This is a genomic window from Bradyrhizobium sp. BR14999 (assembly GCF_056106085.1).
In genome coordinates this window covers 2050737-2063172 of the sequence record NZ_CM148536.1, presented here as the reverse complement: position 1 = coordinate 2063172, position 12436 = coordinate 2050737, and the positions used below count along the sequence as shown (strand labels likewise).

9 protein-coding genes and 1 tRNA gene are annotated in these 12436 nt (G+C 55.1%); 5 read left to right on the top strand and 5 right to left on the bottom strand.

Features of this window, described 5'->3' with window-relative positions:
- Positions 1 to 920 precede the first annotated feature (920 nt).
- Positions 921 to 1718 (bottom strand): hypothetical protein, encoded by a 798-nt coding sequence (locus tag ACR9YP_RS09565; RefSeq protein WP_474219521.1) that lies wholly within the window; start codon positions 1716 to 1718, stop codon positions 921 to 923.
- A gap of 870 nt (positions 1719 to 2588) precedes the next feature.
- Between ACR9YP_RS09565 and ACR9YP_RS09560 the strand changes: the two genes are divergently transcribed.
- Complete coding sequence (locus ACR9YP_RS09560; RefSeq protein WP_474219520.1) at positions 2589 to 3044, top strand: hypothetical protein; 456 nt, start codon at positions 2589 to 2591, stop codon at positions 3042 to 3044.
- A 59-nt stretch (positions 3045 to 3103) separates the two neighbouring features.
- Here ACR9YP_RS09560 and ACR9YP_RS09555 read toward each other — a convergent pair whose 3' ends face one another.
- The 3 genes from ACR9YP_RS09555 to ACR9YP_RS09545 all read right to left on the bottom strand — a co-directional run bounded on the left by ACR9YP_RS09555 (position 3104) and on the right by ACR9YP_RS09545 (position 7016).
- A complete protein-coding gene (locus ACR9YP_RS09555) occupies positions 3104 to 3574 on the bottom strand; it encodes a 4'-phosphopantetheinyl transferase superfamily protein (protein WP_474221010.1) in 471 nt (156 codons plus the stop codon).
- A gap of 2972 nt (positions 3575 to 6546) precedes the next feature.
- A complete protein-coding gene (locus ACR9YP_RS09550) occupies positions 6547 to 6795 on the bottom strand; it encodes a hypothetical protein (protein WP_474219519.1) in 249 nt (82 codons plus the stop codon).
- Between the two features lie 2 nt (positions 6796 to 6797).
- Positions 6798 to 7016, bottom strand: coding sequence for a hypothetical protein (locus ACR9YP_RS09545; protein ID WP_474219518.1), 219 nt, complete (start codon positions 7014 to 7016; stop codon positions 6798 to 6800).
- A 191-nt stretch (positions 7017 to 7207) separates the two neighbouring features.
- Between ACR9YP_RS09545 and ACR9YP_RS09540 the strand changes: the two genes are divergently transcribed.
- A tRNA-Ile gene (locus ACR9YP_RS09540) sits at positions 7208 to 7283 on the top strand.
- Positions 7284 to 7350: 67 nt separating this feature from the next.
- Here ACR9YP_RS09540 and ACR9YP_RS09535 read toward each other — a convergent pair.
- A complete protein-coding gene (locus tag ACR9YP_RS09535) occupies positions 7351 to 7704 on the bottom strand; it encodes a hypothetical protein (RefSeq protein ID WP_474219517.1) in 354 nt (117 codons plus the stop codon).
- A 92-nt stretch (positions 7705 to 7796) separates the two neighbouring features.
- Here ACR9YP_RS09535 and ACR9YP_RS09530 point away from each other — a divergent pair, with 92 nt between their 5' ends.
- From ACR9YP_RS09530 to ACR9YP_RS09520, 3 genes are all read left to right on the top strand, one after another.
- On the top strand, positions 7797 to 8033 hold the full coding sequence (locus ACR9YP_RS09530; RefSeq protein WP_474219515.1) for a helix-turn-helix domain-containing protein: 237 nt from the start codon (positions 7797 to 7799) through the stop codon (positions 8031 to 8033).
- Between the two features lie 129 nt (positions 8034 to 8162).
- Entirely contained in the window at positions 8163 to 10202 is a 2040-nt protein-coding gene (locus tag ACR9YP_RS09525; protein ID WP_474219514.1) for an ATP-binding protein, read from the top strand.
- Positions 10203 to 10231: 29 nt separating this feature from the next.
- Entirely contained in the window at positions 10232 to 11908 is a 1677-nt protein-coding gene (locus tag ACR9YP_RS09520; protein ID WP_474219512.1) for an RNA-directed DNA polymerase, read from the top strand.
- Positions 11909 to 12436: the final 528 nt, after the last annotated feature.

Here is a 12436-nt window from a genome sequence, read left to right as displayed (position 1 = left end):
GCCCGACACGTCGATGCAGAACGGCTTCGAGAGTTCAACGGTCCCGCGTGCAGTTGGCTGCTCAACAAGATCCTGTTCTTCTATAACGAAAACGACCGTGCCTCGCTCGCCCGAGGTCTCAGGTTTAGCTAAAACGAGCACAGATGCTCGTTTGCGTCACGAAGCCGAACCACACAGCGCGTTGCAGGGGAACGCGCCTGCGCATTAGCTGCCGACATCAGGCGCGCGCTTCCCGAATGAGCTGCTGCAAAGCTGGTTAATTTGTATGAAACCGGACGGCTTCGTCTCGTTCGCTCCCGAGCCGGTCGGAAGCATACGACGCGAAACATATGCGTATACGATGATCAGCATTTCCGCAGGAGAGTGAGTGGATGAAGCGTGATCGAGCTTTCCGCTATGGGTTGGCTCCCGACTTGATTCAACTACGCAGCGTCTCGGCTCGAGACATGAATCTTGGCACGGCACGTGCAAACCCGCTCTTGACCGGGATTTTGCATCATCCTCCCGAGTCCGCAAGTAACGCCGTCCGCGACCATTTCAAGCGGGCGGCGTCGCTGCTTCACCAGCCGACCAGCCACAGCGCGAGCGCTACGCACATGAGGATGCTACCAATGACACCAATTCCGAGAAACACGAATTGCTTGTGATCCATCGCAATTCCCTTGCCGCCCGCTCAATGCCCGAAACGGACAAGCACCCCTTATGCGTAGACGCCTCGTCCGAATTGGAACAGAACGGCTTGCGAATGAAACCCGCAATCTCGATGCCTTCTCGTCCCCGAAACCTAGCCATTTCAACGGCCGAATGCTACGCTGGCGTCTGCTTCCTGCCGAGAGGCTAGCCCCTCCACGAACGACCTCGTCGAGGACATGAAGGCGTGGCGCTTCCCAAGCGGCGACTGCAAAGCTCTCGTCAGCACCTCACCAGCTCTTCCTAAATTTTGCGGTCAGACTCATGTTCGCTATGCCTTGTGCGGTCTGCCCGATGGCGCTGGAAATCGTGACGCCGTTGAACAGCGTCTGCTCGGCGCCGAAGCTGCGCAGCCATTTGTCGTCGGTGCTCGATATGCTCTGGCCAACGACAAGGCTCGTGCCGATGCCGGTGATTGTCACTTTGGCCGAGTGATGGGTCTCATAGTTCCGTGTCACCTGCCCGAGCATACCGAGGAACGGCATCTGGCCCTTATGGATCAGATCGCATTCGATCTGCAACGCCAGCGAATCATCGCTCGGCAGCGGCATCAACTTGATGAGCGAGGCTCCGATCTTGCTACTCTGCTCGCCCGGATCAAAGCGCGCGTCCACCACGGTTTTGTCCCAAATGGAGCCGGGCCCGGGACCGGTGCCTGCAGCCCAGGCGACGCCAGAAGATTGGGGCACGTTACCGCCATTAGCAGCCTTCTCCGCAAGCAAATCCAACGATGTGGTAGGCTCGTGCGCCACAGTCATGTCGGCTCCGATCCAAGTGTCCCAAAATGGAGAGATCGACTTTTTGACGGCGACTGCGGAGGCGCCGTTTGATTTCGTGCTGGACGACCAATTCAGACTCTCGCTGGCAGGCCCAGCTTGCGCGGCGTGTGACTCGGCGACAACTGTCGACGCGAAAACGAACGCAACCGCCCAGAGCGCCGACTTGGCTCGGGCAACTCCTGTCGTGAATCCTACAATGTTGCCAGCAGAGGATTCCGCAAGATGCAGAGCGAGAAACTGATTTGTCATTTTTAAGATCTCGTGGCCAGCGTTCTCGCATCTTGTTTACAACCTGACGCCACGCTCGATTCAACCCCTTTCGAATAGGTGCTTTAAATAAACGAGGACCAGAAATCGCTCCATTGAAAGACGGACACAGTTACGTGGTTTAGAGAATCCGTGCGGAGGCCGTCTTGGTTTGACAGAGGTTGGCAGCTTGCTTGACAGCCGTCCTTTCGGCGTAAGTTAGAGTTTCGCAGCCTCCACACAGACAGCCAGCGAATCGTCCAGACAGAATGGGAGCAGGCTGTATCGCCCGGCCGCCGCCGTAATCAGTGCGGCAAAGCTTAGAACGCTCGCAGGCAGGCAGGGGTGTGCGAGCTGGGGTGAGATGATCGTAAACGACTTCGCGCTCACATGCCGTTGGGAAGCAATTCGCTCACCGGGCATATTATGGCAAGGCAGCCCAGGACGGCACTGAAGCGAAAATGGCTAACCGAGGCGTCGCAATTTGTGGAGAGTCTCCGTACATAGGCCATGCGCGCAAGGCCAATCTTGAATTGACGCTGCCTATGACTGACTATTTTTTGAATAATTCAAGTTCGATGTACCAGCAAGTTCTGTCGTTCTCCGTTCGGCATAGAGCTTGCTTCATGCACAATACCATCGCGGAGCCGTCGCCGTGATGTAGGGGCGGACCCCGCTGTCTGTCTAAACGGCATGGAGTCCGCCCCAACCATTTCCGCCTGATTGACGCGAATTTTGAGACCACTGCGGTTGCGCTAGGCTTGTCATCATGCCCTATCTCTCAGTGGTTGTGACTCCTGCATAAGGGTTCGTCACGAATGGCGAGCGCCTCCGGCGCACACGTACCCTGAACCCTACGAGTGAGTGTATTCGATGAAGCTATCTCAACCGTTCGCAATGACCGGTTGTCTCATCAAGCGGCAAACGATCCCCCGGATCATGGTGATCACCGCATTGGGATGGCTGTTCATGCAGGCCGGCCTGGTCTCGAGCTGGCCTCGACCAGCACATGCCAGCGCTCCGTCGGCTGGGATTCTCGGCGATCCGGTCCGGGCTGATGACCTGGATGCGAATTACAGGTCAGTTAACGCTCGGTCATTCCCAGCCGGGCATTGCCGCGTCACGGAGCTGGAGCTCGGTGCTATACAGTTCGGCTCACACTACGCAGACGTCGTTTCGGTATTCGGTTGTGCAGGCACTCTCACGGCACGCGAGATTGCGGGGGATATCAAGTTACACCTATTTACTTGGAACGACGGGCAGGTTTTGGCGATGTTCGCTAACGGCCGGCTATTGATCGCATCGCCGATTTTTTGCGAGGATCCATGATCTCGGATTGTGAGCAGACGCGGTTGCAGCCCAGGTCTCAGCCTATCTCGATCCAGTAGTCATGAAGAGCTGTCGGCCGATGACGCCCGGCGTGAACAGCCGATATCACTCATCGCCATAGCCGCAATCGCGTCCTTTCGCCGCGCTTCCATACCAGGCATCTCGATCGACCCGATCGCCGCATTGCACGGCTCGGCATCGGGATCTGCGTTGTTCGTTCGTGTTGCTCTACCTTCGAGCGCGGAGCGCTTTTGTCGGCGATTAACTTCTGAGCCGAGAGCCATCGTACCCGCCAGTCGGAGCCGCGCGTTCCCAGTGCGCCGCAGTATCCACCACGGACATCTGCCTGGAGGATGAACCAGTTCGTCGTTACCGGCGGCTCGCCGACCCGCAGTGCGGGCGGAGGCCGCGACGCAGCGGATGGAACACTGAAAACAATCGGGTGAGATTCCCAGCCCTTGTCGCGTTGTCTTTAGGATCGCCTCCTTCACGGTCCAGATACGAAAAAAAAGCTCGTCCGCCACATCCATCGCGGCGCGCACGCGGTTCTGCATTGAGCCGACCGTCAGCTCTATACTTCGTCAGTTGGTCACGCCACAATGACGTCGGTTTCGATTGTCTTGTCCCTGAATCATGACTACCGCTTTGCCCCACCGAAAAACAGATCTTCCGCGAAGCTGAGGATACGATGCGCTTGCTCGCTGGCACACCTCTCAAATGAGGGCGAGAGAGCACTCCGATGCAGGATGTCTTGGTCAACTTCTCTTTCGCCGCCGCTCGGCTACCACTCGTTGGCCGTTGTCGGATTCGAGACGTCGATGTCCGAAGCGTGACAAGGAGGCCCAGCGATCAACCAGCGCTGTGAGATGGGCATTGTTTCTCTTCAGAGGAGTTCGGTCTGCCGTGATTGGCACATCGGTTCCTTGAAATGCGGAGGGCCCCGTTTAGGACCATTCCGGTCTTGTGGGAGACCTGTGTGAGAGTTCCGATGCCTTGCGCGATTGATCCAAGTGAGCGCCACGCTGATGCTCACGCATCGGAGGCACGCACATACGTGGCGAAGGATCTCTTCACCCGATGACCTCTCAATTTCCCGGCGACGGCGGGACTGGTCTGCACCGGCGACATGTCAAAGGAGTCACCCCAAGAGATAGCGTGCGATGGCGTGTGCCGCGGCTCGCTCCAGCAGACTGATCTACTCAGCCCAAGCCTGGAGCTGACGCGCAACGATGTGACACCAGCAGCAACAACGGGTGCGGAGTTCTCAAAGTTAAGAGGCAGCGGCACTGCCGTTTGCTCAATTTAGGCAAATACCATGAGCGTTGGAAACCTCGAGAGACATTGGCGCAACGAGAAGATCTCAATGCCAAGCTGTTCGGCGGCCTTTTGGCTCGAGCCGTTTCGATTGCCTTAAGCAGCTCGGCGAAAACACGGCGGGAGCCGCTCCTATCCAGCGGCTGATGTCGGGTTGCCCGGGTAAGGTTCGGCCTCTCAAACTCGTCGAGGGCAGTCGCCTCTAGAAGCGCAACCTTTCGTTCGGCATGCCACTTGCTCGGTGCTGACCAGCATCACGCTCCTCTCGCGGCGATGTAGGGCGGACCCATGGAAGCAATGGCACTCATCGCGCCGGGTCCGCCCGCTCACGATCCATGCCGGTGTGTCGCACAATGAACTCTATATTCGGGCTGATGCGTCGTATTTGCGCATGCCGTCCTGTGACCATGTCTACGATGCAGGAAGCCCACTGTTACACGAGAACCAGTACTTCAGCGGAAGCGGGCGAATGGATACGATTATGACGTCGAGTGTGGCATCAGTTTGCTACCGTGTCGACGGGAACGGGGCGGCGCCGCTTCCAGTTAAGACCGAAGCGCCCTAAGAGGCAATTCGAATTGGATCACGACACCACATCCTACTTCCTGATGGGAATCAGCTGCGATCTTACACTTCCTGGACACTCTTGTTGTTTTGATCAACGATAAACGTCATTGCCACTTCCGTGGATGCTCCTCAGGCGAAACTATATTGGTATCACGCACCGCGCAGCGATCAACGAGTTCACAATTGTTCGCTGATGTTGGGAGATAGTATCCACATCGCTTGTCAACTAGATGACAAACTGACACGGCATCGCTCACCTTCTCGAAGATAACTTGTGCTGGCCGTATGCAGTCGCTCGATTTTTATTCGGCATGATGCTTGCTTTGTCATGGCAATCATCACCGTCCCTCCCAATCACCCGGTGATGTAGGGCGGCCCCGAAGCTTTGGGCTCATCGCGGAGGGGCCGCCCGCCCAATAATGTCTACTGGTGGGTGGTACCTTGAAAAGTCATGTTTAGGGCTTCCCCGTAAGCGAACTTAGGGTTTTGTGGCTACTGCCTACAACAAAACAACTCTATCCATGCGCGAGAGGAGCACGACTAAGGGAGCGCAGCCTATTTCGAACTCGATCTTTGAATTTGACTCTCATGTCTACTCGAAAAGCATCAGACGACCCGACAAACTACACGTGCGACAGACGAAATGCGTCAGCCGACAATCTCGACGGAGGGTTCGATATCCCTGTGTTAGTCGAGTCAGCAACTCAGTATCGCCGCGCAAGATCGATTCTCAAGGAGGCATTCACTGACGGAGCGGACTTAGAAGGTGACGACAAACTGGACGAGCGATTTCACAGACCTGGCATCGCGCGCTATTTCTTGCTCGTTCGCGGGCAACCCGCAACTGGGGCTGGTTTGATACCGCGAAATGCGATGATGCCACAGTCGATACATGTTCCATACATTGCCATCCGCGCAACCGACCGGAGAAGACTGCCTACCCGGACGATGAAGCAATCAATCGCCAAATTGCCGCGGAAGATGGGCGCCCGCAGAATTCTGATGGGGGCAGAAAACCCGAATTGCATGCCACTCGATGATCCCCATCGAAAAGAGCGCATCCGACGTTCGACTAGGAGAATGTATCTGCTGCAACGCGTTAGGCGCGAGTTTTATCGACGATCCGGCCCGAGCTGCCGTATATACAAGGCCTGCTTCCGATGATGGGCAGAAGGTGAGAACCTGACTTCTCTTTGGCTTTGTGCTTATCGAGCCAGAGCCGGCAAGCTTCTTTAATCCCGATGGCGCTATCGGCAACTTTATCTCGAGCTGATGCAACTTGATTACGAGGCCGAAAAGCTCGTACCCTAGTCGAGTCAGTTGGCGGAAAGATATCCTGCAATTCGCGATTTGGACGAATGCTTGTCGCGAGGAACGTCGTTGGGGTGTCGCTTCATCCCTCGTGATTGCCCAATTAATGATGCGCAAACTTGAGCGACGTGGATCCGACGTCGTTCAACAGAATACGACTCGGCCCCTTTCACCAATCCTCGACAGTGATTCTTGCACAAAGAAGCAAGCAGCGTGGCAAACAACGCGGAGCCGGCCGTTCCAAATATCTACCGACCCGCTCGGTCTTTCAAAGAACAATTGACCTTGCTCGAAAACCGCCAAAGTTGGTTCAGCATTTACGCGCGCGATCCAAGGTTTTGTCACCTTGCACTTTCCGGAAGTCGGCCGGGTCTTTCGGAAGTGAAAATGTGAGCGGGAAGGTCTCGGCAGAAAGAGAGCTGAGCGCGGCCTGTTCCTCTACAAGGCGTTTCTCGATGAGTTGGCGTTCTACGTCTGACATTTTGGTCGCTATTAGTCGTCGATACCGGTGTATGTTGTTGCGGTGAGCACGAATGCGAGCCAAATCTTCATCGAGCATCGTCATAAATCCTGAAGAGCCATGCCCTCTTTAATTTCGAGCAGCAGAAAAGATTTCGCACCGCGAGACTCTGGCGTCGTTGAGAGTGCGCAGTGGGTCGGATGATTGTCTTTTGTGATAGAGTTCGCCGATAGCCTCAGGCCTTGAAAATGACTCTCCTCGTCCAAGTCACTTTCGCCGGGGGAGCGCTTGCTTGATACCTGGCGGCTGACGCGATACATAAACTATATCGGGTATCGAATATCACGATGACTTGGGGTCATGGCGCTCGAAACAGGCGTTTGAGCCCTTTCCTTGAAGGATTCCTTCGTGCCCCTCAACGATAGATGAGCAGTGGACGTTGCCGGATATTTGATAGAACAGCCCGTGAAGGCAAGGTGGGGCTCCACCAAGTTGGGAGCCACTCCCGAGTGGGCCTGTAGCTCAATGGTTAGAGCCGACCGCTCATAACGGTCTGGTTGCAAGTTCGAGTCTTGCCAGGCCCACCAATAGAAATAGGCACTTCTTGAATCGGCTATTTTCACGGGTCCCGGTGCGGGTCCCGCTTCGGTAATTTTATTTCGCGAGGCCTTTTTTTGCCCGCGTCGGTGATCTGCTCCTTCGTCCTGAACTGAATTTCGCTTGATCTTCTTCAAGGCGAGCCAGCAAGCGTGCCTGCCTTGCCTTCACGGACGCGCCGGTGATCTCGGGCTGGCTTGGAGCGTCATTCTTCTTGGGCACGCGACACAACTCTCTCATCCTCGCAATTGCGAGCAACGTCACGAACTGTTTTCCCGCGATGAGTTCGACTTCAAGGCGACCTCTCGCGATTTCCTTTCTCAGACCGGACACGGTCATTCCTCCTGCCGGAAACGCCTCTTTCACAGCGACATCAAGCCGGAGCGGTGTGTCGGGGGGATACTTGCTCATGAGGCAACCTTCAATGCTGCGCAGGCATCCTATGGAAAGCTTGAATACTATAGTCTGTAGCACTTTAGTGTTCGAGCCAAGACTATGGTGGTGTGAAAAGCCCGAATGCAGCCTTCGGAAAAATCATCGCCGGCTTGAGGCGAACCGCGCGGCTCTCACAGGAGGAGCTGGCGGAGCGCGCAGCTATTCACCGGACTTACGTGAGCCAGATCGAACGAGGAATGAAATCACCAACCATCATCATGCTTTTTCGGTTGGCAAAAGCGCTGGGCACCACCCCCAGCAAGATTGTGAAGCAGCTCGAATCCGACGTTGGAGTGGTTAGTTAGCGCAAGCCGCGGCGCCAGTGATCTCGATGCGCCCAGTCGCGGCGAGAGCTGCGGCTTTTTTGCAACCAGTATTTGCGATCGCCCTGTGTTCCACTATGCTGCTGCTTCTACGCATCACCGGCCAGCCAGATGTCCATCAAGATCGACCTCGCAAATCAGGTCCGACAGACCGTCCTCCCGCAGTGGAAACCACTATTGCCGCTGTTCGAGGCGGTCATGAACTCGTTCCAGGCCATCAAGGACGCAAAGCTCCCGAGGGGCACCGGCATGGTGACGATCGGCGTTTTTCGTGAAACAGGCACCCTCTTGAAGGAGGAGAACCCGCCGATTGTCGGGTTCGAGGTTACCGACAACGGCGTCGGGCTCGACGACGACAACTTCGACTCGTTCAACACAGCCTTTTCGCGCCGCAAAGTACTGCACGGCGGCAAGGGACTGGGCCGCTTCACGTGGCTGAAAGCATTCGACGGCGCACAAATCGAGAGCACGTTCCGTGCTGAAGGCGCGCTGCTCTCTCGGTCGTACATGTTCGACGAGAAGTACACCCTCGACACCCCCGGGTTGCCAGTCCCGGTCAATTCGGGATGGCCCGGCACGACCATCACGCTTACCGGCCTCAAGCGCAGCTACAAAGACAAGATCCCTCGCTCGATCGACATAATCGTTCAGAAACTCATCGAGCACTTCATTCTCGTGTTCATTGAGCCAGACTGTCCGCGCGTCTACCTCATCGACCAAGGGCAGCGGTACGACATCAACGACATCTTCGAGAAGGACTACAAGGCTAGTTCCTCCAAGCACGAATTCACGATCGGCGAGACCGTCTTTACACTCCACGGGTTCCGCCTTCCGACCACACGAACGACGAAGCATAAGCTGGTCTACGCAGCCGATCAGCGCGGCGTGGTCAGCGACAAACTAGAGGACTACGTACCGAACCTCAGCTCACGCCTTGAGGACGAGAACGGCGAAGCGTTTTTCTACCTCGCCATCGTACAGAGTCCGTATCTGAGCGCACACGTGAATATCGGCCGCACGGACTTCGATTTCAGCGCGGCCGACGATGCGGACGCGGAGCCGTCGCTCTTCGATACCGCCGATGTAATTCCGCGCGCTCATATTCGGGAGCACGCGCTTGAATTCATCGAAAAGGACCTCGAGAACATCATCGCTTCGATCAATACGGAGAAGATGGATAAAATTCGGCGCTACATCGCTTCGGACGCGCCACAGTACCGAATCTTGCTCAAGAATCCCGACAAATTCATCAACAAGCTCTCGCCTTCGCCGTCACGCAATGAGATCGAAACGGCGCTCCACCGCGAACTGCACCACCGGGAGACCGAACTCAAGCGCGAAGGTAGCCGCATCATCAAAGAAGCGGACAAGATCGACGACTACGAGGAATATCATCGCCGCTTCACTCAGTTCCTTGACGAATACAACGAGCTTGGTGTCTCAGCGCTCGCGCAATACGTTGGCCACCGCAAGATCATCATCGACTTCCTCGAGCGCGCAATCTCGCTGCCTCCTGACGAAGGCGCGCGGTATCCGCTCGAAGAGGTGGTGCACAAGCTCGTTTTCCCGATGCAGACCACGAACAACGACATTCCCTACAACGAGCAGAATCTCTGGATGATCGACGAGCGGCTGACCTATCACTCGTTCATCGCATCAGATAAACAGCTCCGGGCGCTCGAAATGCTGAGAACGAAATCAGCACAGCGCGGCGACATCGTCGCGTTCGACGAAAAAATATTGTTTTCCGACACTAATCCTACCGAGCATCCGATCAATTCCATTACCACGATCGAGTTCAAGCGCCCCGGCCGCGACGACTACGACGAGTCGGACAACCCGCTCTCACAAGCATTCAAGCTCATTGAAGAAATCCGCAACGGCGAATTTCAGATCAGGGGGCGCCCAGTCCCAGTTTCCAACAAAGACATCCCCGCGAGCATCTACTGTGTCTGCGATCTCACGCCGACGTTCCGCCGTGCGCTGAAGGACCGCGATGCGTTCGTGACGCCCGATAATCAAGGGTACTACGGCTTCCATCGCGGCTTCAATGCGTATTACGAGGTGATCGACTACACGAAGATGCTGCGCGACGCTAAGAACCGGAACCGCGTCTTTTTCGAAAAGCTCAACTTTGTGAACAATCATTAAACCAAATCCCGCCTGTTGAGCCCATCACGATGACCGCGAAGACAAAATCAGAGCGCTTTCGTAGGCTGCTTTCGCATGGATACTTCGCGCCGGAACTGCCGCCCTGTTTTGTCTCGGACGATCTGGCGCGAAATCGAAAATCAATAGTGCGTGGTGTTGAGGCGCTGCCTCCGGTGCGGGGGAAGCCCGCTTATCACCGATTCATAACAGAGCCGAGTTGGTTCTATTTTCCTAGATTCGGCAAAGACGACCGTAGGCACGGTGTCCCCAATCCGATCTCCTACCTTTTGTTAGCCAAGGTCGTTGCCGACAATTATGTGGACCTTAGAAAGAAGGCAAAGAGATCAGGAATATCGGCAAGCCCGCCTGTTTTCGATTGGACCGGCCCCCGCGCGCTTATGCGCTCAAGCGTTGACCTGCGAGATGACTTCCGTGTCGACCTATCATCTCGACGTGAAGAATTCGTCTCGGCCGACATTCGAGCCTTCTTCCATTCGATATACACTCACGCGGTTCCATGGGCGATTTACGGGAAGCCCTGGGCGAAGGCCAATCGCGATCCCGCACATTACGGAAACCTGATCGATCTTCTTTGCCGAAATAGTCAAGATGGTCAGACGATCGGTTTGCCCGTGGGGCCAGACACCTCCAGGTTAATCGCCGAAGTGGTGGCGTCTGCTATTGACGTGCAGCTTCGGGAAAAGCTTAGAATCTCGGGTAGAGACGCTTCTAGATACATCGACGACTATACCATAAGCAGCGTCGACGATCAGTCCGGGGAAAGCTTGATTGCAGCGCTTCGGCAGTCTGCAGCTCAATTCGAGCTTGAGCTGAATAGCGAGAAGTCGGCTATCTATCCAACTTCATTCCGACAAGACACGGGCTGGAAGCAGGCGGTCCGTGCTCACATTCCACGAGGCACTCCGAGCTATCCCGCCATTCAGCATTTTTTCTACGAGATCGGCCGAGTCTGTATCGCCCATCCAGATATCAACGTCGAGAAGTTCGCGCTGCAGAACGCTCGATCGGCGCTTGTTCGCGCAGAGGGCTGGAAAGGCATCCAGAGCAATCTAATAAGTGCCTATCGAAGAAACTCCAGCCTCATATCCTTCCTCGTCGAAATGCTGATTCTTAGGCAAGTCGAGCGCAGAGATGTTGACCTTAGAAACGTCCAGGACTTCATCGAACATCGAATTCCGGTGCTTGCGCAGGCCAACCGAACCGGAGAGATCATCTGGCTTCTTTTTCTTGCGATCAGGCTCAACCTCACTTTACCGACATCTCGTCTTGCCCGGCTGTTCGAGATGGACAATTCCATGGTGGCATTGCTCGTCGCATATGCCAACTCGCAGCGACTTGTCCAAGGCACGATAGATTTCCAGAACTGGGATCGCTCTTTGGATAGCAATGGATTGAGAGGGCCGATGTGGCTCTACGCTTATGAAGGCATCGTTGGAGGGATCAATTCACGTACAACTGCCGATTTCATAGAACGCGACACTTTTTTCTCACTGCTTCTCAACAAGAGGGTCCGCTTCTTGAATGTCGATACGGGGTTTACCTCCATTTCGACAACTCTACGTAGCTTGAGAGGCGACAATGACCGAATGAGGCGGCTAAGAGCCGACTTCATTGAAGATTTTGACTTAACGGTTGATGAGTTCGACGATGAGGAGGATGAATTCGAAGAGACCGACCTTTATTGATTCAATCCAAATCGGGGTCGCCGAACGACCATTTCCAAACTACGCGACAGCGCTCTCGCAACATTCTCCGCCGGTGATCGGCTTTGTTTCACCTACCCCGAAGCATGTAGAGATTTCCAGAAAACGTTTTTAGAGGACTTGCTGAGTAAGAGTAGTCGTAGGTGTGAAGGACAATGACGATTTGAAATGAAAATGCACAAATGCAAATGAACGGCGAAAAACAGCAAGGATTTGCATTTTTGTCGGAAAATGCAAAAATGTAAGTTATTGATTTTATTATATTTTTTCAACCTGGGAGAGTGGCCGCTCATAACGGTCTGGTTGCAGGTTCGAGTCCTGCCGGGCCCACCAATGAAATCAATCGGCGGTACTCGAAAGTTGAGATTTCTTTGCGGACCGTTTCGCGGACCGGTTGATTTTGATCCTAAATTTTTTCACAGCGACGTTGATAGCGATCTACCATCCCCCAGGCGGCCGAGTGGGCGTCTCCATCCCTGAGCTATGTCATCAGCGTAGGAGCGCGAGCCT